The sequence below is a fragment of the Demequina lutea genome, assembly GCF_013409005.1.
Classification (GTDB): Bacteria; Actinomycetota; Actinomycetes; order Actinomycetales; family Demequinaceae; genus Demequina; species Demequina lutea.
The window spans coordinates 250,640-270,830 of sequence record NZ_JACBZO010000001.1 but is presented as its reverse complement, the minus strand read 5'-3'; the positions used below and the strand labels follow the sequence as shown (position 1 = coordinate 270,830).

Sequence of the window (20,191 nt, the reverse complement as noted above, 5' to 3'; positions counted from 1 at the left end):
CCTTTCACCGCGGGACCCGGCTGCTCGCCAGTGGGAACGATCGGCGCCAACGCTCACGCCCCTGGCCCCCGGTCGCCCCGCTAACCTGTGTCCATGACCGACGCACTGTCCCCCACCGGCGTAGCCCCCGCCGTTTCCCCGTTCCGTCCCGACACCCTCGCCGTGCGCGCGGGATTGCACCGCACGCCCTTTGACGAGATGTCGGAGGCACTGTTCCTCACTCAGGGCTACGTGTACCCGAATGCCGCGAATGCCGAGGCGGCCTTCGCGGGCGAGATCGACCGGTACCAATACAGCCGCTACGGCAACCCGACGGTCACCACGTTCGAGGAACGCCTGGCCGCGATCGAGGGCGCCGAGGCGTGCTTCGCCACCGCGACGGGCATGGCCGCCGTGTTCGTGTCCCTCGCCTCGATCCTCAAGCAGGGCTCTCGCCTCGTGGCCGCCCGCGCGCTGTTCGGCTCGTCGATCGCGGTGTTCGACGACTACTTCGCCCAGTGGGGCATCGTGGTCGACTACGTGGACGCCCACGACAACGCCGACTGGGAGCGCGCCCTCGCCACGCCCGCAGACGCGATCTACATCGAGTCCCCCACTAATCCCATGCAGGACGTCGTGGACATCCCGTTTGTTGCCGCGCTCTCCAAGAAGGCGGGCGCCCTGTTCATCGTCGACAACGTGTTTGCCACTCCCCTGGGCCAGAAGCCGCTCGAGCTGGGCGCCGACGCCGTGGTGTACTCGGCGACCAAGCACATCGACGGCCAGGGTCGGGTGCTGGGCGGCGCGATCCTCGGCTCGGCCGAGTACGTGAACGGACCCGTGCGGACCATGGTGCGCACGATGGGCGCCACCATGAGCCCCTTCACCGCATGGGTGCTCGCCAAGTCTCTCGAGACCCTGTCGCTCCGGGTGCGCGCCATGGCGGCATCGGCCGCCGATCTTGCCGCGTGGTTCGAGGCTCACCCCAAGGTCGCGTTGGCCCGCTACCCACTCTTACCCTCCCACCCCCAGTACGAGCGCGCCAAGGCGCAGATGACGCTCGGCGGAACGCTCGTGACCATCGACATTGCGCTGCCGGAGGGCACCGACCCCCACGGCGACGAGGCGAAGGCTGCGGCGTTCCGCTTCATGGACGCCCTGCAAGTCGTCGACATCTCCAACAACCTCGGCGACGCCAAGTCGATCGTCACTCACCCCGCCACGACGACCCACCGCAAGCTGGGCGCAAAGGGCCGCGCCGCCGTCGGAATGTCGGCCGCGACGGTGCGCATCAGCATCGGCCTCGAGGACGTCGAGGACCTGCGCGAGGACTTCGCTCGCGCGCTCGACGCCGTCTAACCCCCGGCATGGCGGGGACCGTGCTGGCCGGGACCGTGCTGGCGCGGGACCTCCCTCACCCTGTCTTCGCAGGCCGTCCGGCGACGTTGTGACACGCCCTCTCGCGGCTTTGTCGCAGCTTGCATCCGAACTCTGTGCAGAAGTGACGGACACCGGCCCACTCATCGCTCACCGCACGCGTGGCACACCAGTTCCCGCGGCATCTGATCCGGCACTTATGCACGCGCGGGTGACGTGAGCGAGTTGTGCAGCACGGGGTCTCGATGGCGGCCGGGGCGCGCGTTCGCGGGCGAGGACCGAATTAGCCTGGCAAGTCCGACGGCGCTAGCGGCTAACGCTTGGGCGTATACCCGCGCAGCCTAAGCGAATTGCCGACGACGAACAGGCTCGATCCGCCCATCGCGGCCGCGGCGATCATCGGGTTGAGCAGGCCGGAAGCGGCCAGCGGGATGGCGACGACGTTGTAGGCGAAGGCCCAGAACAGGTTGCCTCTGATGGTGCCGAGCGTCCTGCGCGCCAAGCCGATCGCGTCGTCAACCGCACGCACGTCGCCGCTCACGAGGGTGAGGTCGGAGGCCTCGCGTGCGACGTCGGCGCCTGTCCCCACGGCGATGCCGATGTCGGCGGCCGCGAGCGCGGGGGCGTCGTTCACGCCGTCTCCCACCATCGCGACGCGCCCTCCCTCGGCACGCAGGCGCTCGATCACGCCGGCCTTGTCGGAGGGCAGCACCTCGGCGATGACGTTGTCGATGCCGAGCTCGCTGGCCACCGCGGCGGCGACGCGCTGGTTGTCGCCGCTCAGCAGAGTGACGACGAGCCCGCGGGCCTTGAGCGCAACGATGGCTTCGCGAGCGCCCGGCTTCGTGGTGTCGCGGACGGCGATGGCGGCCTCGGCCGCGAGGGGCGCGACCACTGGGGCACCAGCGGCACCCGCTGTGTCAATGACCCCTGTGCCGATCAGCCCTGCGCCAAGCGGCACGGAGCGACCGACGTAGACGACGGTGTGTCCAGTCTCCTCGCGCGCCAACGCCCACTGAGCGAGGGCGTCGGGCATCGAGTCGAACAGGCGGTGCGAGCCCACGGTGACGTCGGCGATGCCGCCGTCCGCCCCCGCGCCCTGGACCGTAGCGGCCGCACCACGACCGGGGAAGGAGCGGAAGCCCTTGAGTAGCGGGCGCCCCTCGAAGGCAGAGGCGATGGCCTTGGCGACGGGGTGCTCCGAACGCGCCTCCACGGCTGCCGCGGCGGCGAACAGCGTGGCTGCGCCGTCGTCGGAAAGGCCGGACGTCTGGTCAGCAACGGACATGCGGCCGGTGGTGAGCGTGCCGGTCTTGTCGAGCACCACGTGCGTCAACGTGCGGGTGTCCTCGAGGACGCGCGGGCCGCGGATGAGCACACCGAGTTGGGCGCCGCGGCCTACGCCGACCATGACGGCGAGCGGCGTGGCGAGTCCGAGCGCGCACGGGCAGCTGATGATGAGGACCGCGACGGCCGCCGCGACGGAGCGGGTCGCGTCGCCGGTGGCGATGAGCCACACGATGAGGGTGATGAGTGACAGCCCCATCACCACGGGGACAAAGATCGAGGCGATGCGGTCGGCCAGCCGCTGCACGTCGGCCTTGCCCGATTGCGCCTCGTCGACCATGCGCGCGATCTGAGAGAGCATCGTCTCCGAGCCGACGCGGGTGGCCTCGACGGTGAGCGAGCCATCGGAGGCGATCGTGCCACCCACCACCTCGGTGCCAACGGTCACGGCGACCGGCGCACTCTCGCCCGTGACGAGCGAGGCGTCGACCGCGGCCTCGCCCTCGACCACCATGCCGTCGGTCGCGATGATCTCGCCCGGCCGCACCACGAAGCGCATGCCCATCTCCAGGGCGTCGCGCTGAATGACGGTCCCGTCCTCGAGCGTGGCCGTGGCGCTCTGGCGCGCGCTGAGGGCACGGATCGCGTCGCCAGCGTGAGCGGTCGAGCGCACCTCAAACCACTTTCCAAGCAGGATCAGGGTCACGATGACGGCGCCGGTCTCGAAGTACACGTGTCCGGTGCCGCGCACGAGCGCGACCGCCGACCACGTCCACGCCGCGAGGGAACCCACGGTCACGAGGGTGTCCATCGTGGTGGCGCCGTGCCTTGCGGACATCACCGCGGAGCGGTGGAACGGCCAACCGCTGTAGAAGACGACGGGGGTCGCGAGCGCGGCGGCCACCCAGGCCCAACCCGAGAACTGCAGTGCGGGGATCATTGACAACAGCAGGAGGGGAACGGCCAGGGTGGCGCCGACGATCACGCGGCGACGATAATCGGCGATGCGGGCGGCATCGGCGGTGATGTGGGCGGCGTGCTCATCGCTCAGGGTCATGGCCTCGTGAGCGGGGTCATCCGCGCGCGGGGTGAGTACCTGGTAGCCGAGCCCCTCAATGGCGGCGCGCATCATGTCTTCGAGCTGTTCTGGCTCCAGGGTTCCGTCGACGTTGACCGTGGCGCGGCGGGTCGCGATATTGACGACCGCGCCATCAACCCCAGGGAGAATGGCAAGCCCGCGCTGGATGGTCGATGCGCATCCCGCGCACGTCATCCCGCCCACGGCCAGGTTGATTGTCTGCGGCGCTTCGCTGATGGTGGTCATGAAATGGGACTCCCTGGTGCCGGCGGGCGCTCAGCGCGCGCACGGAGGTGGCTAACTAGACGACTCGTACTAGACGACCTTGTAGCCGGCGTCAAACACGGCAGAGTCGATCGCAAACTCGAGCGAATTGCGGTCCACCGAACCGTCGAGGTGGACGGACACCTTGCCCGATGCCACGTCGATATCGGCGGCGGTGATGCCGTCGGTCGCCGTCAGGGCGTCGCGCACTTTGCCGGCGCACCCTTCGCACGTCATGCCTTCGACGGTGACGTCGATGGTGGGGAGGTCTGTTGCGGCCATCACGGTGCCTTTCTCTTGGCGTTTGTCTCTGAAATGGAACGCGAACCTCACCGTAAACCTTCCCGTGGACAGGAAGGTCAAGCCAGGGGCAGCAAGTGCCTGTGCGCGGGGTGCGGCACGGGGTGCGCCGCCGCGTGCGCCGCGGCGGTGTTTGCGGCTATCACCTGACACCTCGCCGGATCCGTGCACGACGCAGGGTCGAGAGCATCGGCCCTTTCAGCCATCGCCGTCAGCTCGGCCCGCGTGGCCAACAGGCGCTCGATTTGCGTGTCAACCTCGGCGATGTGGCGCGCCAGCAGGCTCCGCGTGTGGCCGCACGTTGACTCACCCGCGGCCTTCATTCCCACGATCTCGCTGACCTCGGCGAGAGTAAGACCCGCCGCCTGCGAGTCCCTGATGAACCGCAATCGATCCACGGCTTCGTCGTCGTAGTCGCGGTACCCGTTCGCGTGGCGATAGGGCTCGCTCATGAGGCCGATGCTCTCGTAGTACCTGATCGTCTTGGACGTGAGGCCGGCCTGATCCGCTAATTCTCCGATGCGCATGCTTCCATCGTACTGGAAGGTTTCCCATGAGTGTGTCCGGGCCCCGCGAGGATGGGGTCCACCATTCAGCGCCGTGGCACCGAGGGGCCCGCCTACGATCAAGTCATGCGCAACTCTCCACGCCGCATCGGCCTCCTCGGCGGCATTACATGGCACAGCACGCTCGAGTACGAGCGCCGGCTCCACGAAGGCATCGCCGACGCGCTACCTGGCCAGACGGCCGACCTCGTGATCCGCCACTACAACTTTGGGCAGATCGCGGCCGCGCAGGCCGCGGGTGACTGGGACGGGCTCGCGGAACTCTTTGCCGACGACGCGAGATGGCTGGTCGCGGGCGGCGCCGAAGCGATTCTCATCTGCGCAAACACGATGCACCTCGTCGCACCCCAGGTCCAGGCGGCCGTCGAGGTACCCGTGATCCACATCGTCGACGCCACCGCCAAGGCCATCCAGGCCGCGGGCGTGGACAAGGTCGCCCTCTTGGGCACGGGCTTCACGATGCGTATGCCGTTCTACCGCGAGCGCCTGGCGACATTTGGGATCACGACACTCGTGCCCGAAGAGCCCGACCTGCAGGCTCTCCACGACCTCTTGTATGACGAGGTCACTCAGGGCCTCGTCACGGACGCAGGCCGCGCGCTCACCAAGCGCATCACCGGCGCCGTCCTCAGGCGCGGCGCCCGCGGCGTCATCGCGGGCTGCACCGAAATCCCGATGGTGATGACCGCGGAAGACGTCGACGTCCCGTACTTCGATGCGCTCGCCGAGCACGTGCAAGCCGCGGTCGAGTTTGCGCTCGCCGACTAGATTGCGGTGCGAGCCCCCGGCGGGTGGGGCCACTTAAGGGACGTTTCGCCCATTACGTGCCATGATGCTCGACGATTCGCCCTCGTGGAGTTAATGTAAGCCTCACATCACACGAGCATTGGGGGTCTCGGAGTGGCACTGCCTCCACGGGTTGTCCCCCCTTCCCAAACCGAAATTCCCAGTTGGTGCACGCGAAACCAGTTCGCGGCTAGCCACTTGGTGGCTCACGACGCCTTGCGTCGTGGCCCGCGTGAGCGCGCACAGATGCTTCGCGCCATCGGGCTTACGAAGATCATCTGGGACTGGCGCGATGAACACGTCGACGCGTTCGACGCGGAGCTTGATGCGCTACGAATGAACCAGATCGAACTGTCGGGCATCTGGACACCCTCGCCGATGCCCGCGCTCGAAGAGCCGGAATACTCGTCGCGATTCGGCGTGGTCTCGGCGCGTATCAAGACCCTCATCACGGAGGCCGCGCGGCGCGGTCACACCCCCGACCTGTGGACCCAAATCGCGTTCGGCGGACCGGGCGCGCCCAGCGCACTGTCGGAACAAGCCCATCGCGCCGAAGTGATGCGCGCGGCGGACCACCTCACCGGATTGGCGCGGTTGGCGAGGGGCCACGGCATGTGCGTGGTCCTCACGAACCACGGCGGCTGGGCCGGGGAGCCCCGCACCCTTGTCGACATCGTGACGGAACTCGCGCGACGCGGACTTGGCAACGTCGGCATCGGCTTCCGCTTGCAGCATGCGCACCACCTGATCGCCGACCTCGACCATCACCTCGCCGTCATGAGTGAGCATCTGGTTGCCGTCATGCTCAGCGGCGCCGATGCCGGGGCCGAACTCACCGGCAGGGTCATCCTGCCTTTCGGTGCCGGAAGCCGCGATCGCTGGGTCACGCACTCCCTCCTCGAATCGGGCTGGCAGGGGCAGTTGGTAGTTCACGCCGTCGGCAACGACGACTCCGAGGCGCGTCTCTTGGACAGCCTCGAGGGCTGGGAATGGGCAGTCGATCGCTTCCTCAGGCACCCGCGACAACGGCCCGTGCCCCGCATCCTTGAGCCGACCTGGCCGCCCGGCCCCTCGTGGGCCGGCCGGTCGGCCGCGGCGGCGCTGACGACGACTCGTACGATGCCCTGGCACGAGAGCGTCGCCAGCCAGATGGCGACCGCAGGTCCCATTCCAAGCCCGCACGTCCCCACTCCCTATGGCCAGATCGCGCCCGCTCGCGAAGAACACGTGCCCGTCGACGCCGCATCGTTCTTCAGCGCCGCATGGTCCGCGGCGCGAAGCCAGACCGCCGAGGCCCGCAGGGCCGTCGCACAAGCACCCGTCGCGCCCGTCGCACCCAGCCCACGCCCCGTCGCGCAAGCACCCGTCGCACAGGCACCCGTCGCACAAGCACCCGTCGCACAAGCACCCGTCGCACCCGGCCCCCTCCCCGAAGCGGCAGTCGCGGCACCCACAGCCCCCCTGTCGGCGATCCGCACACCGCTCACGACCACCGCACCTGGTGCGCCCCGCGAGCCGGGGCCGCTCAGCATCCGAGCCGGCTGGACCTCGAGCCCCGCCAACCCCTTTGACGGGCTCAGCCGACGCGAGCGCAGGGAGCTCCACGCGCAACACGAAGCCGCGACCCGCCACGCAGTCAAGATCTCCCGCGATCAGCAGCGAGCCGCCGTCAGGGAACCCGAGCGCATCGGCCACCGCGAGGTTCGGGCCATCGCCCCCGACCCTTACAGTGGTGCGCTTCACTCTCTGCTCATGCACCTCGAGAAGGTGGGCTTCACCGGCGCGCCGCGCTCATTCGGTTGGGACGACAAGGGCCGGCACCTTGTCGAGTTCGTTCCGGGCCTGCGGGCGGATCACCGCGATGCTCCCGCGGGCGCGCTCGAACCCAGCCGCCTGGGCGCGTTCCTGCGCGAGATGCACGACGCTCTCGACAGCTTCGTGCCGCCCGACTACGCGCGCTGGTTCGAGGGCATCCCCTTGCATGGCAAAGATCTCATCGTTCACCAGGACATCGCGCCGTCAAACATCGTGCTGCGGGCCGATGGCTCGTTGGTCGCCATCGACTGGGACGCCGCAGGCCCAGGCACGCGCCTGTGGGACCTCGCGTATGCATGCCACTCATTTGCGCCGCTCTACCGTGTCGATGCCGACATTGCCAGTTCAAGTCAACGCCTCCGACAGCTTGTCGACGGCTACGGACTCGACGATGCGCAGCGGGTGGAACTGGTTCCTTTGCTCGCGATGCGTTCGCAGCGCATGTTCGAGTACCTCGATCACATGCGCCTCACCGGCAGGTCGCCGTGGGTCGAGTTGTGGGACAAGGGCGTGGGCGCGGTGTGGAAGTCCGATGCGCAGTGGATTCGCGACAACGCCGACACCTGGCGCTGGGCCCTGATGAGCTAGGCCGCTACCAACCTGCGGCGTCGAGGGCCGCCTTCGCGACGTCGAGCCTGCTGGCACCCTCGCTCGACACGACCCCGTCGTCCAGGTCGAGATCCTCAAGGATGTCGTCGAGCTCGACGGTGCGGGCCAGGCAGAGTTCGCGCCAATAGCCTTCCGGCTCCCGCGCGGCGATGCGCGAGACCCGCGCGTCTTGAGATGCCGTCACGCGCACGATCGACACGTGGGCGCGGCCACCTGGACCGGAGAACGCCGCCGCGTAGCGGTCGCGGTCCCTCGCATCTTCGACCACCCTGGCAATGACCATGCACCCGTACCCTCGCGCTCGATAGACGGGCGACACGGCCGCGAGGTTCTCGAAGAGCAACCCCTGTCCGAACGCGTCGTCCTCGGGTAGCGGCGCGGCCTGACACAGGTAGTCGGCGTCGATAAAGGCCGACCGCGCGCCCTCCTCGGCGAGGACATCGTGAACGGCCGCAGCCGTCGCGGTCTTGCCCGCTCCGATCGTGCCGTTGATGACGAGCACCCGGGTGGGCAGCTGCTTGGCAAGGCACACGGAGTCTGGCTCGCCCGCGTACGCGCCGAAACCGGCCATGTCGCGGTAGCCGATGCCCCTGTACACCGCGACGGCCTCGGGCTGCAGCGCCCCCGTCTGCAGTACCAGTTCGGTCGCGCCCGCACGCCACGTCGCCCGCTCAAGGGCGCCCATGAGCACACGCGCGTGGCGATGCCCCCTGTGTTTGGGAGCCACATAGAGGCGCTTGATCTCGGCGGCGCCTGGACGGTCTGGGTGATACTCGGACCACTTCGCCATCACGGTGCCCACGGGCTCGCCCTCGCTGCCGATCGCGAGCAGCGACACGATGACGCCCTCGGCGTGGAGTGCAGTGCGGACGTCTGGCCGCCCGTAGATGGCTTCGACCTCGTCCTGCTGAGCCGCCCACAGCGCCTGGGCGCGTTCATCCTCGAACGGAACCGCAACAACTGTGATCATGATCCGAGCGTATCCGCGCACGGCCGTAATTACAGCCCCGGAATAGCAGGGGGTTGGCCGAGGTTCTGCTTGCTGAAGATGACGTATCGACCGGCGCCCTGAGCGATTCATGGCGCCTCGGCACCCTCCCGATGAAAGGATGGGGCTCGTGAAGAACGTCGGCTTCTTGTCGTTCGGTTGGTGGTCCCGCTCCCCCGGGTCCAAGGTGCGCAGCGCGTCCGAGCTCATGCACGACACGATCGCGCTCGCGGAGGCGGCCGAGGATGCGGGCATCGATGGCGCCTGGCTTCGCATTCACCACTTTGAGCAGAACACCTCCTCGCCCTTCCCGCTGTTGGCGGCGATGGGCGCGCGCACCTCGAGAGTGGAGCTGGGCACGGGCGTCATCAACATGCGCTACGATTATGTAACCACTTGAAAGATGTCTAGGGCACCTCAGCGGTTATCTCGACGCCTAAGGTCTCGAAGCCTCGTTTACGAGGCAAAAATCCGAATGAACAGTGCTCATACCGACTTCGCGACTGCGACGACCGAGACCTCACGGACGATCTCCAGAGGCCCTGTCTCCCCGGCCACCGGAGCGCTGAGGTTCAACAATAGGAGCGTGTCCGTGGGGGTCGACTCCGGCCGCCACCCATGCGTCCCATGCCGCCTCGTCACGGATGTCTAGCCTGCCTGCGGCTGCGGCCTCGATGCGGGCCCTTGGGTAGGTGAAACCCCGGTATGCCCACTGACGGCCCGTGACCTCGCCGGATGCGCTGAGGTCCACTCTTGCCGGGCCGGACAGGGATCCGATGTCGCCGCCCTCCATGTGCAGTACCTCGACTGCCCCACTGTGATACAGGGTGAACTCGACGTCGCCCCACGTGATGATGGCCACGCCCTCGGACTGCTGCCAGATCTCAGGCTTGGTCATGGCCCTATCTCCACACTCATCTCCTCCAGGTCGAGGATGCCGAGCGCGTCCTCTGATCCGTCGGCTCCTAGCCCGTAGACGCGTGTCTCGTGCTCCACGAATGGCACCTTGAACGTGTCCTCCACCCGGAAGTGGAAGTGGCCATGGATGAGGATCTCCGGCTGCACCGCGGCGACTACCTGTGTGAGACGGCGACGCGACTCCTCGGCGTAGGCGATGTCAACCGCCTTGCACGCGTGCGGGTTGCCCGCGAGACGGTCGTCGATGGCTTGGACACCGATGGGCGCGTCGTGGCAGATCATGACGTCGGCATGCCCGCCGGCGATGGCGCGCTCCACATCCTCGTCGGTGAGCGCCTCCTGGGGCCACCAGGACTTGACCCGCTTTGATGACCCGCACGCCTCGTACTTGCGGTTGTCGATGGCGTCGCTGCGAACGCGCCAAGTCCTATCGACAGAGCCAGCCCCTCCCAGCCACAGGATGGACCGGCCCCACCACTCGGTACGGTGTCCCCGCGGCGCGAGCAGAATGTGCTCCCTGAATGGCAGCCAGCCATCGTCGCGTGGAGTGAGAGCCTCTATCTGGTCGTAGTCCTCATGGTTGCCCGGTGCGACGTACATGGTGACGTTGCTCTCTGCGAGCCGCTCCTCGGCGGTTTCCCACGTCTGGGTTGAGCGGCCTCCCGGCCAGATGCCGAGGTCTCCCACGTGGATGATGGCTGAGTTCCCACTCCACCCGGCTGTATCGATCGCGCGGGCTATCCACCTGCTGCTGCCGTGAGTGTCGCCTACAAGTAGTGGCATCATCGCTGTTCCTCGTCGAAAGGCGGTGAGACGTACCGGACACTCACGATGAAGTCCGCGGGGACGCGTCCAGTGAGCGCTGCCGCCTTGCTAGCAAGCGCGTCCGCTGCGTCGTCGAGGTTTGCAACCTCCACCTCACAGCCAGGGAACTCCGGGACGATCACCGCCCAAGCGCATGCGCGTTGGACCGCGACTCCGATGAGGATGATGAGTCCGGTCTGTGGCATCCATGCGTCTGGTCGGGTGCGCGCGCCCTCTGGGGGCATGGACTCGAGCCAGCGTATCTCCTGGCACACACGGCTGCTCACCCAATAGATCGGGCCGTTGGGGTGGTCTGGCTCACGTGTCGTGATGTAGGTGTGGTAGCACCCGACCTTGAGGGTCCACTCCCACGCGTCGGCGTCGTCGGGGTCGTCGTCCGGTGACGCTCCGAGCATGATGAGGTCGTGCCAGCGGTTGTCCATAGGGGATGAGAGGGAGATGCCGGCACCACGCCAACGCATGTATCGCGGGGTGGCTGGGTTGGTGCTGTCGACGTAGTACGTCGTTGGTCCGAGTGAGGTGAGAGAGTACAGGCCCGGCTCGTCCAGGACGCTGACTGCGGTCAGGGTGGTGCCGTCGCCGCTCATGCCGTCGGCCTCTCACCAGTGAGGATGAAGCGCCTAATGTCAATCAGGTGCCGGCGATCCATGCCCCTGCGGGCGTCAGGGCGCACCGCGAGCAGCCGCGCAGGGTCCATCCAGTCAAGGCGGTCATGGGGTCCGGTGTCGCGCAGCATGTCCATCCATAGGCTGATGTGGTCGTCGATCCACACCACACGATCGGCAGAGGTGAGGGCGTCGCGAGCGATGTCCGCCTTCCACCAGTCAAGGTCGGGCTCTACCGCGACCGCCTCTGCGTCCTCCCGGTGAGAAGTGGGCCAGTCGCCGCCCAGGCCGATGGCGGGAGCGAAGTCCGCGCGTGCGCGCCGCGTCCACGTGGAGAGCCAACCGATGTCGACGTCAGGCATATCGGCTATCTCGCGAAGCCCGTTGACAGCCGCGGCTGACCATGTCACCCGCCACACATCGTTAAGGGACGTGGGGTAAATGGTCCGGCTTCGCCAAGTCTCCTCAGGCCAATGGGTAAGGGCGCGCGCGTTGACGACTCCGTCGATGTCGACGAGAACGGTGGTGCGGGTCACTAGATGCCCTCTGGTCACGGCACGGTCTCATCGATGAACTCTGCGATATCGGCGAAGTGGCGAGACTCAAGGCCGTGAAGGCTGGCCGGGCGCACGGTGAGTACAGCCCCGGGTGTGATCCACTCGAGGCGCTCCGGTTTCCCAAAGATGCGTGCGAGGCGCTGCCACGCAGCGATGTCGTCGTCGATCCACACCACGCGATTCCCGGCACGGACGCAGGCGCGCACCGCGTCAGCCTTCCACCAGTCCAGGTACGAGGTGCCTAGCCCCTCCAAGGTCGTCGGCTCCACCATGACAGGCCACGTGGAGCCAATACCGATGACGGGGGCAAGGTCCTCGGCTGCTGCCTGCTGCCACGTCGTGAGCCACCTCATTTCGACACCAGGCATGGCTTCGATGTCCCGCAGGCCGTCCACTACCGCGGTGGAGTAGTCGATGCGTTGGGCGGAACCGATCGAACGCATGAACACGTCGGCTCGGCGATGCGTGTGAGTGGGCCACTGTGGGATGTCGGCGTTGATTACGCCGTCCACGTCAACGAAGACGACTGTGGGGCCGGCATGCCTGGTCATGGCCTGTCCCCGTACTCCTCGGCCTTGGCCCGCTGCCCCTCAGGCGGCATCTCGTCGAGACGCACGATGCGTGTGACAGGGCGTTGCTTCCACCAGTAGTCGGTGGTGTCGAGGAGTCCACCCGGCACGCGGTAGTCATAGACATGGAAGGCGTCCACGCGTAGCACCATGGGCACAACATCGTCAGGGTTGATGGGCGCTGTCATGGGGTCGGGGCTCTCGGTGAGGTCCAGGCCGTGGGACACGATGCCGGTACAGCGCTGCCAGGCGTTGTCGTGTGCGCTGGTCATGGTGCGGCCGTCACCGCGGGCTCGCAGTACCTCGAGGCCGCGCTCCTTAGTGGCTCGCAGGTAGTACCTCGTGGCGCTCGTGGTCTCGAGGAGATACAAGAACTCACGCTCGGAGCCGTCGAGGTCCACGCGGGTGATGGGGGTGTCTGTGGTGTCGGTCATGGCACCATGATCCCGCCGTCGTGGGCGATCTGCGGGTAGGACTATCACATCTACGAGGAACGATGTGGTAGACGTCGAGGTGGGGCTCGGCGGGGTTGGCTACCCCTAGGTGGGTGTATGCGCCCCGTAAGGTGTGGTTGCTCCGTATGGCGGTGCGGCAGGCACCGGCGTGTCGCGCGCGGCCAGTAGCATCTCGGAATATCGATACGAGGGGGCTGAAGTGCGCCAATCCGACCTTATGAAGCCGGGACGTAAGTCGAGTGACCCGTGGGTCGTAGACCGGACTGAATACGGCGATTCGGAGACGGGCGATTTCGGGGGTACTGCATTGTACGGTCGACGGGTTTGTCACCAAAGACGTCGACGCACGGCTTGAGGCCGTCGGGGGTCAGCGCGGAGGGCAAAACGCCGGCCTGTTTCCGCTGCGAGGGGTTGCAACGGAGTTAACTGTTGAACCGGAACCCGACCACTTCACAACGGCCACATGCGTCAGATGCGGACCGTCGCTCGAGTGTCGTGATGCTCGCCGGCCGCATCCGTCCACGTCACCACGCAGTCGACAGCGTTCGGGGAACCCATCCCAAGCGCCAACGGAAATCGGGCCTCCTGCCCTGGAGGTATGGTGCCGAGTGGTCCGTCCTCGCGGAGCACAAGGAAGAATGCATCGTCAGGCAGGCCTTCGAAAGTGAAGTCGACGTCCGAGGCCGGGCCACGAGACGTGTTATGGAGCACGAGCGACCAGTGCCTCTGGGTCTTGACCCGTCCCTGACTGTCGGTCTCCACGCTCTCGCGTACCTCTGCCCTCGGCCACACACCCTGGAACTGGTCCGGCTCCTCCGGCCCCTCCTTCGACGCCTCGACTGACTGCTGAAACTGACCGGTCGCCCTGCTGAGAAAGTTGTTGAGGTGCCCGACGAGGTCTGCCGCGTTCGCGTACTCGAAGACGAGGGCGACCTTGCGCAACTCGTTCAGATAGGCGTCGAGCCGCTGTCGCTCCTGCAAGGCCACACCCCTGAGGGGCGCTCGAGGTGTCGCACTCGCCAGGACGGCAACGGACTTCCCCGCCGCGACGAGAACCTTTATCTCCTCGGCCGTGCCCGACTCGGCCTCCCCCGTCGGTGTGCCCAGACGGTCGTAGAAGATCGCGATGGCGAGGTCAGCCTCCTCGACGATCTGGTGGTTGAGGATGGCCTGCGGCCGCTCGCCGAACTCGGCAACGGCGTGCTCGGTCCACGAAACCGGCAGCACCGTGAGCCCGACCGCGCGGCCGAGGTTGAGGTTCCACTGGCTGATCGTCTTGCGGACGGTCGCCATTTCATCGAAGGGCACGTCCCCTGGGGCGGAGATGAGGAGGTGGAGAGCAAGTGTGGGGTAAGCCATCGTTGAGAGTCCTTCATCGTCCGCGAATAGGGGGACGGCCGGGTGTGGGGTGGAGCGAACCGTCACCCGTCGCCGACGAGCCGCAGCACCGGGCGCTGGTCGGCCTCTCCGAGGAGGTCACGGACCTGGAAGGGGCTGATCTTGAGCGCCTCGGCCAGAGCAGGCACGCCCGCGCCGTGTTCACCGGCGAGTTCGGCGGCCGCGCCGCGCGTGATCGCAAGGGCGAAGGGCGAAGGGCGCGATCCTGACCGAAGCGCTGGCGATGAGGCATCTCCGGAGTCGATCTTCAATGCTGTGCTCGCATTTCGAGCGCCGAGCGGTGCCGGCCTACGGGAACTTGTCAGGATGGCGCGGTACGGTCGTTGCAGTGCGCTCGACGACGGAGGCGGGGCTGTGACGAAACCAAAGAGGGCGAGCCCGGCTCGGCACACGGCTTCCGCAATCTCAGCACCCGCATCGCCCGCGCACTGCTCGAGGCCAACGGCTTAAGACCACTCGTACGCCCCCAATTGTGAAGAGCCGAAAGAGGACCCCGCGGGAGTCCTCCGCATCTGTTCTACGTCTTTGCGAGTACTGCGCGCTCGGGGCCCATGAGTAGCCATATCGTTGCGCCTGAAAGAGCGAGGCCGCCCGCTACGGCGGCTGCCACAGCGGACGACGGGGCGGCTATGGGAAAGGCCCACACCTGAACGCTGCCATCGGTAGTCGGGCCTAGGAGTGTCACGAGCACGAAGAACGCGACCTGTGACACGGTCCCCGCGAGACGGCCCCCTTGCGCGCACGCCAAAAGGCCGAGGCCGATGAATCCCACGAGCGCCCTGACCGCGACAACGACAGCGACCCGTGTGACGATCTGTGAGGCCAACCCGGCGACGGCGAATGCGGCTGGCACCGTCACGAGCATCGCGGTGTCAAATGCCGCGATTCTACGAACAGCAATAGCCTCGAGTCGAGGGTCTCCACCTCCGAGCCCGCCGACGAGGGCGATGGAGAGAAGAAGCGCTGCGATCACGGTGAAGGGGGTTTCCCTCAATGCCACGGCGGCAAACGACGGCAGCCTGACGCCGTGTGAACCGGCAAGAAACATCGCGCACACTGATAACAGTAGGCATGCAAACGTCCATCTCCGCGAACGAGTGCGCAAGTACAGACGGGTCAAGACGATATTCCTTCTCGGTCGCATTGAGACACGGTGGCGCTGACATCTTTCAACCACTCACTGAACGCATCGGCACCGTAGGCGAAGATCTGTTCGACGAGCACCTCATCCTCAGGCGGGATCGCACCTTGGTCCGCCATCGGCAGGGACCCTGTTGCGCGCGAGACCAATGCAACCATTGCGGTCTCACGCAACAGCCCGTTTGCGTAGGGCTTTCCTGGTGCGCAGATGGGTACCGGGGGCAGGACGGCTCCCGCGAACTCCGCCACTGCGGAACTGTCTGATAGCGATCGACCGAATTGGACCACATGTTGATTCGTCGCGGGGTCTACCATCTCTGTGAACACGGATCCCCGAAGCGCTTTGGCACCGGGCCACGCGTCATATGCTCTCCGATACGCGTCTTCGGCTAGCGTCCGTTCCGGCTCGTGCTCGGTGAACAAACAGAGCGAAGCGCCGTCATGTCCGAGTGGTGCGCATTTCAAACCGTTGCTTCTCGCCTGTACCGGCTCTCCGCCCAACGGCGCGGCGAGATAGGAGGCCGTCGCCGCGGCCACCGCCGCCGCAACCAAAGACAGGGCTATCCGCCCACGCGTGAGACGGCCCGCGTATAGGAGGGCTATCACAGACAAGCCTATCGATACCGCGGCGACTGCCCCAAGCCCGCGTAGCGAGGGTTCGTACGGGACCGAACAGCAATCTGGCCAATGGCCATTGAGGTGCCGTAGCCACAGCGGCTCGAAGGCCATGGGCATTACCATCCACAGATAGCCGCCGAGAAGGGTGAGCGGTGCGGAGTAGATTCCGGCGAGGAAGCGCCCCAGGAGGACACCGAGAGCCACCATCTGCATGATGGCAAGTGCCGCGAGCGCTACAAGCGCTGGCGGCGGGGCAGTGAAGCCTGCTGCGATAAGGCCCGTGACGGCGATGACGAGCAGCCCTGTCGCGGCGCTCACCCATGTCGCATCGAGATAGATCGCAGCACGCCCCCTCGGCCAACGACGTTCCAAGAAGCCCGCGCTACGCAGTCGAGAGACCGACCACGCCGCGCTAGCACCAACTACGGGCGCGATGAGGAACACAGTTGAAACCGAGTGTGCCCACGACGCAAGCGCGTAGCGATCCGCGCCGTCAATGTACGTGCCGACATGGCCGAGTGCCAACACGAGAAGCACGGGCGCAATGATCGGCAAAGGCTCGCGCAAGTACCGTGCCGCGAGCGAAGTTCCAGCGCGCGTCACGCTGACTTCTCCAGCGGGTGAGCGAGGGCACGCTCGTATGCAGCGATGATTGCACCCTTCGTATCTGTTGTGGATCGGCTACCTACGAACTCGCCGACAGTGCCGTGGAACCTGATTTGGCCGTGGGCAATTACGGCGACGTCGTCAAAACTTGTTGTCAGGTCGGCAACATCGTGAGTGGCAACGAGTGTGTGGTCGACGGTGGCTGAGATAGTCCGCAAAAGGTTTGCGAAGTTCTCCCGCTGAGCAATGTCAAGCCCCGCAGTCGGTTCGTCGAGTAACAAGATTGCAGGGTCATGCACCAAGGCCTGGGCGAGGCCAAGGCGCCGCAGTTGTCCGCCTGAAAGCGCCATTGCCTTCGTGTCCGCGCGGTCGTCAAGATCCACGCGTCCGAGAACGCGGCGTGCGGATCCCCACGCCTGACGCTTGGTCAAGCCCGCCAACCAGCCGGAGTACGCGATTTGCTCGGTGACCGTGAATCCACGTAGCGGGCGGATCTGCTGGGCCATCCAGCCCACGCTTGGGCGACCATCTCCAGCAGTGACCTCCACCGTCCCGTATGTGGGCTTGGCAAGGCCCGCCAAAATGGAAAGGAGAGTGGATTTTCCTGCACCATTAGGTCCAAGCAGGATCGTTCGACCAGGACGAAACTCGACGGTGACGTCGCAAAGTGCGAGATCCGCGCGGCGTCGATAACGGTACCCGACCCCATTTATAACTACAGCCATTAATACGTCCCTTCCGCCCCAGGGGCAGGCATGCGGTTGTGCGCCAAAAAGTCTTGTGGCGCACAACCGCATGCCGAAATTGTATTTGACATTCCCCTAAGTCAGTAGCCGACTCCTACCCAGCCAACATCAATGCGAGCGTAGACTGGAGTTGAACCCGATGGCTGACCATTGATGTTCACGATGGTAAAATGGTAGTTGCCACTCGACACTCGACCGAAGTAGGCCGTGTCGCTGGTGTTCTTGCAATAGAGGGTGTCTTGACCCTTATTCTCATCCGGCTGATACCAGGGCGTCTCCCTAGTCAACTGGATCTTCGCGTGGTCGTTATAGGACGCTGAGGTATACTGGTCGTTGCAGTTTTGGAAGGTTACGTGGGTGCTAGTGGCATCGTTGTTATTGTCAGTCCACGTACGTGAGTTGAACGGCGCGTATGCGCCGGTGATGGAGGAACTAAACGAGCCTTCTGCCAACGCTGGCGCCGCAAGCGCGACGGCCAATGCCGCTGTGGAGGCCATTACAATCACTGCCCTCTTCCGAAACGATAGATTTAACATGCTTCCCTCTCCCTCTTTGATGTAGGACGCGCCTACGCCAAGCATGAGCCCCCGAAAAATCGTTGGAAGGCGACGGCCCCGACGTCGACTCTCGAAATCTACATCAATGCTTCGAGTTTCGCATCCTGAATTCCATAGGAGCCTGCCGCGGCTCCTCGGGACGGGGATCAGACGAGGCGTGTCGGGTGACATCCCTGGGGTTGGTGTAGTTTTCGCGCTTGTGTGTCACGTCGTTGACGTGGAGAGTCATCATGCGATGGTCAGTGAGAACTATCTAGGAATCTCACGGCAGGACAACGCACGATGGCTCTTGACCAATCCGTCCCCCTCGACCTGCTCCGCGAACTGAAACTCGGCGACGTTGGCGATCGGATTCGGATCACGACCGATGCGCTCTACCAGGAACGGATCGATGCGGGAGCATCCGCGTTCATTGGTGCCGGCGCGTTTGAGCACACCCTCGGCGAACGACGCAACGCAACGGCAGCCGCGCCCGCACCCTCACGACCACCGCGGGGGATCTGGAGGCGCGGGCAGGGTCGTTCTTCCCGTCACCGTTGGACAGACGCTGCCGTGTCGACCAGGCCTTATTCGCGGTCGTGATGGAGGCCTATATTCACGGCATGAGCACCCGCTAGGTCGACGACCTCGTCAAGGCGCCTGGCGCTGACACCTGTATTTCGAAGTCGGACGTCTCACGCATATGTGCGTACCTCGACGAGGAGATCGCGGCGTTCTGTGACCGGCCCCTGACGGACACCACTTACCCGAATGTCTTCCTCGACGCGACTTACTACAAAGCCCGTGTCTGGCGTCGGGTGGTGTGCCAGGCCGTGGTCATCGCCGTCGGTGTCGCTGCGAACGGGCGCCGGGAAGTGCTCGGGTTCGAGGTCAGAGACCGCGAGTCGCAACCGTTCTGAACAACGTTCCTGCGCTCGCTGAGGGCCCGCGGTCTGTCCGGCGCGAAACTGGTGATCTCTGATGTTCATACCACCCTGAAAACAGCAATCGCGACGGTATTCGTTGGCTCCAGTTGGCAACGCTGCCGGGTCCACTTGATGCGCAACGTGCTCGCGAATGTCCGCAACCTCGCGGGCCCCCGCCACCGCCACGAATGGCAGGTGATTATCGAGCACCTGCGGAATGCGGGTTACCAGGTCTCCGAGCAGAGCGCCGTCTTCTCCCCTCACCAGATCAAGCCGGAGTATGGCGGTCGCCCTCAGGTTCGCGAGCGCGTATTGATCACCGCCACCTTGGTTCCCGAGGGCATGCAAGCCGACCCGTTCATCGACCCGGTCTCACTGCCCGAGAACATTCGCATGGACCGCGAGTGGGACCTCATCAACGATCTCCAGATTGATCCCGAGGAGACGCCGGCGGGCACTGACATCTCACAGGTCGAACGCAACTGGATCGACCACTGGGAAGTCATGGTGCAGCACATGCGCGAGTGGCGTGCCACGCAGGCTGATGCCTCTGGCGAGACTGCTCGCCGCCTCCCAGGATTCCCGATTTGGACCGACACCTGGGGCTCAGACTGGTCGCCCATGGAGCGCGGGCAGGCGATTGACGAGGCGCCACCTTGGAAGGCCGACTTTCTGCGAAAGAACTTCGCTCTGTACGACGCGTTGGCAGAACACGTAGGAGGCCGCGCGATGGGCACTTGGCTGCGAAAGGTGAGGACGTTTCCCGAATCGCGACGGAAGTTGGAGTGGCAGGCTCAGGACGCTGAGAGCCTGTGGGATTGCGTCATTTCACTACGTCCGTCAGGCCTACGCGCCAAGCGTCCAACCCACCTGCCAGCGCTGGTCGCAATCACTCAGACTCCGATCATCGGCCCTCTGCAGCGGAAACTGTCGGCTCGGGAGGCAGCGCGTCTCCAAGGCCTGCCTGATTCGTTCTCGTTCGACGGACAGTCCGACAAGGCCACGTTCAAGCAGTTGGGCAACGGCGTCAGCGTGGGCGTGGTGTGGAACGTACTGAAGGCGCACTGCGAGCGCGATCGCGACCTCTTGCTCGCAACACCGACCGGCCGCGAGATTTACGCTCTTGTGTCGCAGGCCCCTGACGACCCAACTTCTGCCATAGCAACCGCGCTCGACACAGTGCGGCGGGTTGACTCTGTGCGGGCCGCTACCGTCCCGTTGAAGGTCTAATTCTGTCGCCGTC

At 65.7% G+C, this 20,191-nt stretch carries 21 protein-coding genes and 1 pseudogene; 6 read left to right on the top strand and 16 right to left on the bottom strand.

Annotated elements, in window-relative coordinates; genetic code table 11:
- The first annotated feature begins 93 nt into the window (after nucleotides 1–93).
- On the top strand, nucleotides 94–1,338 hold the full coding sequence (gene metZ, locus BKA03_RS01370) for an O-succinylhomoserine sulfhydrylase (RefSeq protein WP_062074944.1): 1,245 nt from the start codon (nucleotides 94–96) through the stop codon (nucleotides 1,336–1,338).
- A gap of 331 nt (nucleotides 1,339–1,669) precedes the next feature.
- On the opposite strand, the gene BKA03_RS01365 is transcribed toward metZ, so the two are convergent.
- The 3 genes from BKA03_RS01365 to BKA03_RS01355 form a co-directional block, all read right to left on the bottom strand.
- Nucleotides 1,670–3,967: a heavy metal translocating P-type ATPase gene (locus BKA03_RS01365; RefSeq protein ID WP_062074858.1), complete on the bottom strand. Its 2,298-nt coding sequence runs from the start codon at nucleotides 3,965–3,967 to the stop codon at nucleotides 1,670–1,672.
- Nucleotides 3,968–4,036: 69 nt separating this feature from the next.
- Nucleotides 4,037–4,267: a heavy-metal-associated domain-containing protein gene (locus BKA03_RS01360; RefSeq protein ID WP_062074859.1), complete on the bottom strand. Its 231-nt coding sequence runs from the start codon at nucleotides 4,265–4,267 to the stop codon at nucleotides 4,037–4,039.
- A 77-nt stretch (nucleotides 4,268–4,344) separates the two neighbouring features.
- Nucleotides 4,345–4,812: a heavy metal-responsive transcriptional regulator gene (locus BKA03_RS01355; protein ID WP_083971444.1), complete on the bottom strand. Its 468-nt coding sequence runs from the start codon at nucleotides 4,810–4,812 to the stop codon at nucleotides 4,345–4,347.
- A 105-nt stretch (nucleotides 4,813–4,917) separates the two neighbouring features.
- On the opposite strand from BKA03_RS01355, the gene BKA03_RS01350 reads away from it, so the two are divergent.
- Both BKA03_RS01350 and BKA03_RS15485 read left to right on the top strand, forming a co-directional pair.
- Nucleotides 4,918–5,619, top strand: a complete 702-nt coding sequence (locus BKA03_RS01350; RefSeq protein ID WP_179397647.1) for an aspartate/glutamate racemase family protein — start codon at nucleotides 4,918–4,920, stop codon at nucleotides 5,617–5,619.
- Nucleotides 5,620–5,838: 219 nt separating this feature from the next.
- Nucleotides 5,839–8,040 carry a phosphotransferase gene (locus BKA03_RS15485; RefSeq protein ID WP_152649511.1) on the top strand — a complete coding sequence of 734 codons (2,202 nt, stop codon included), beginning with the start codon at nucleotides 5,839–5,841 and terminating at the stop codon, nucleotides 8,038–8,040.
- Nucleotides 8,041–8,044: 4 nt separating this feature from the next.
- Here the strand turns inward: BKA03_RS15485 and BKA03_RS01340 are convergent, their stop codons facing one another.
- The gene (locus BKA03_RS01340; RefSeq protein ID WP_062074862.1) at nucleotides 8,045–9,031 is read right to left on the bottom strand and encodes a GNAT family N-acetyltransferase; all 987 of its coding nucleotides are present in this window, start codon (nucleotides 9,029–9,031) and stop codon (nucleotides 8,045–8,047) included.
- A gap of 148 nt (nucleotides 9,032–9,179) precedes the next feature.
- Between BKA03_RS01340 and BKA03_RS01335 the strand changes: the two genes are divergently transcribed.
- Nucleotides 9,180–9,449, top strand: coding sequence for an LLM class flavin-dependent oxidoreductase (locus BKA03_RS01335; RefSeq protein ID WP_202965723.1), 270 nt, complete (start codon nucleotides 9,180–9,182; stop codon nucleotides 9,447–9,449).
- Between the two features lie 120 nt (nucleotides 9,450–9,569).
- On the opposite strand, the gene BKA03_RS01330 is transcribed toward BKA03_RS01335, so the two are convergent.
- The 12 genes from BKA03_RS01330 to BKA03_RS01275 all read right to left on the bottom strand — a co-directional run bounded on the left by BKA03_RS01330 (nucleotide 9,570) and on the right by BKA03_RS01275 (nucleotide 17,983).
- On the bottom strand, nucleotides 9,570–9,947 hold the full coding sequence (locus BKA03_RS01330; protein ID WP_062074864.1) for a hypothetical protein: 378 nt from the start codon (nucleotides 9,945–9,947) through the stop codon (nucleotides 9,570–9,572).
- Nucleotides 9,944–10,753: a metallophosphoesterase family protein gene (locus BKA03_RS01325; RefSeq protein WP_062074865.1), complete on the bottom strand. Its 810-nt coding sequence runs from the start codon at nucleotides 10,751–10,753 to the stop codon at nucleotides 9,944–9,946. Before BKA03_RS01325 ends, BKA03_RS01330 begins: the two co-directional genes overlap by 4 nt.
- Complete coding sequence (locus tag BKA03_RS01320) at nucleotides 10,750–11,379, bottom strand: hypothetical protein (RefSeq protein WP_062074866.1); 630 nt, start codon at nucleotides 11,377–11,379, stop codon at nucleotides 10,750–10,752. Before BKA03_RS01320 ends, BKA03_RS01325 begins: the two co-directional genes overlap by 4 nt.
- Nucleotides 11,376–11,933, bottom strand: coding sequence for an HAD domain-containing protein (locus tag BKA03_RS01315; protein WP_062074867.1), 558 nt, complete (start codon nucleotides 11,931–11,933; stop codon nucleotides 11,376–11,378). The genes BKA03_RS01320 and BKA03_RS01315 overlap by 4 nt, the downstream gene beginning before the upstream one ends.
- Nucleotides 11,934–11,947: 14 nt before the next feature.
- Nucleotides 11,948–12,505 (bottom strand): HAD domain-containing protein, encoded by a 558-nt coding sequence (locus BKA03_RS01310; protein ID WP_062074868.1) that lies wholly within the window; start codon nucleotides 12,503–12,505, stop codon nucleotides 11,948–11,950.
- A complete protein-coding gene (locus BKA03_RS01305; protein ID WP_062074869.1) occupies nucleotides 12,502–12,957 on the bottom strand; it encodes a hypothetical protein in 456 nt (151 codons plus the stop codon). The genes BKA03_RS01310 and BKA03_RS01305 overlap by 4 nt, the downstream gene beginning before the upstream one ends.
- Before the next feature lie 489 nt (nucleotides 12,958–13,446).
- Nucleotides 13,447–14,337, bottom strand: coding sequence for a DUF4062 domain-containing protein (locus tag BKA03_RS01300; RefSeq protein WP_062074870.1), 891 nt, complete (start codon nucleotides 14,335–14,337; stop codon nucleotides 13,447–13,449).
- A 62-nt stretch (nucleotides 14,338–14,399) separates the two neighbouring features.
- Nucleotides 14,400–14,627, bottom strand: a complete 228-nt coding sequence (locus BKA03_RS14970; RefSeq protein WP_062074871.1) for a hypothetical protein — start codon at nucleotides 14,625–14,627, stop codon at nucleotides 14,400–14,402.
- A gap of 266 nt (nucleotides 14,628–14,893) precedes the next feature.
- Nucleotides 14,894–15,433, bottom strand: a complete 540-nt coding sequence (locus tag BKA03_RS01290; RefSeq protein ID WP_218855972.1) for a hypothetical protein — start codon at nucleotides 15,431–15,433, stop codon at nucleotides 14,894–14,896.
- Nucleotides 15,434–15,492: 59 nt separating this feature from the next.
- Entirely contained in the window at nucleotides 15,493–16,737 is a 1,245-nt protein-coding gene (locus BKA03_RS01285; RefSeq protein WP_062074873.1) for a DUF7224 domain-containing protein, read from the bottom strand.
- Entirely contained in the window at nucleotides 16,734–17,465 is a 732-nt protein-coding gene (locus BKA03_RS01280; protein WP_179397646.1) for an ATP-binding cassette domain-containing protein, read from the bottom strand. Before BKA03_RS01280 ends, BKA03_RS01285 begins: the two co-directional genes overlap by 4 nt.
- 101 nt (nucleotides 17,466–17,566) lie before the next feature.
- Nucleotides 17,567–17,983, bottom strand: coding sequence for a hypothetical protein (locus BKA03_RS01275; RefSeq protein ID WP_062074875.1), 417 nt, complete (start codon nucleotides 17,981–17,983; stop codon nucleotides 17,567–17,569).
- 342 nt (nucleotides 17,984–18,325) lie between these two features.
- Here BKA03_RS01275 and BKA03_RS15085 point away from each other — a divergent pair.
- Both BKA03_RS15085 and BKA03_RS01260 read left to right on the top strand, forming a co-directional pair.
- A pseudogene (locus BKA03_RS15085) lies at nucleotides 18,326–19,104 on the top strand (IS256 family transposase); the annotation flags it as partial.
- A complete protein-coding gene (locus BKA03_RS01260) occupies nucleotides 19,081–20,178 on the top strand; it encodes a DNA cytosine methyltransferase (RefSeq protein ID WP_062074878.1) in 1,098 nt (365 codons plus the stop codon). The pseudogene BKA03_RS15085 and the gene BKA03_RS01260, both read left to right, overlap by 24 nt.
- The last annotated feature ends 13 nt before the right edge of the window (nucleotides 20,179–20,191 follow it).

Coding starts and splice junctions, on each gene's coding strand:
- BKA03_RS01260 (WP_062074878.1), top strand. CDS start 19,081: ATGCGCAACGTGCTCGCGAATGTCCGCAACCTCGCGGGCCCCCGCCAC.
- BKA03_RS01305 (WP_062074869.1), bottom strand. CDS start 12,957: ATGACCGACACCACAGACACCCCCATCACCCGCGTGGACCTCGACGGC.
- BKA03_RS01300 (WP_062074870.1), bottom strand. CDS start 14,337: ATGGCTTACCCCACACTTGCTCTCCACCTCCTCATCTCCGCCCCAGGG.
- BKA03_RS01275 (WP_062074875.1), bottom strand. CDS start 17,983: ATGGCCTCCACAGCGGCATTGGCCGTCGCGCTTGCGGCGCCAGCGTTG.
- BKA03_RS01340 (WP_062074862.1), bottom strand. CDS start 9,031: ATGATCACAGTTGTTGCGGTTCCGTTCGAGGATGAACGCGCCCAGGCG.
- BKA03_RS01360 (WP_062074859.1), bottom strand. CDS start 4,267: ATGGCCGCAACAGACCTCCCCACCATCGACGTCACCGTCGAAGGCATG.
- BKA03_RS01325 (WP_062074865.1), bottom strand. CDS start 10,753: ATGATGCCACTACTTGTAGGCGACACTCACGGCAGCAGCAGGTGGATA.
- BKA03_RS01355 (WP_083971444.1), bottom strand. CDS start 4,812: ATGCGCATCGGAGAATTAGCGGATCAGGCCGGCCTCACGTCCAAGACG.
- metZ (WP_062074944.1), top strand. CDS start 94: ATGACCGACGCACTGTCCCCCACCGGCGTAGCCCCCGCCGTTTCCCCG.
- BKA03_RS01350 (WP_179397647.1), top strand. CDS start 4,918: ATGCGCAACTCTCCACGCCGCATCGGCCTCCTCGGCGGCATTACATGG.
- BKA03_RS01310 (WP_062074868.1), bottom strand. CDS start 12,505: ATGACCAGGCATGCCGGCCCCACAGTCGTCTTCGTTGACGTGGACGGC.
- BKA03_RS01330 (WP_062074864.1), bottom strand. CDS start 9,947: ATGACCAAGCCTGAGATCTGGCAGCAGTCCGAGGGCGTGGCCATCATC.
- BKA03_RS01365 (WP_062074858.1), bottom strand. CDS start 3,967: ATGACCACCATCAGCGAAGCGCCGCAGACAATCAACCTGGCCGTGGGC.
- BKA03_RS01320 (WP_062074866.1), bottom strand. CDS start 11,379: ATGAGCGGCGACGGCACCACCCTGACCGCAGTCAGCGTCCTGGACGAG.
- BKA03_RS01280 (WP_179397646.1), bottom strand. CDS start 17,465: ATGGCTGTAGTTATAAATGGGGTCGGGTACCGTTATCGACGCCGCGCG.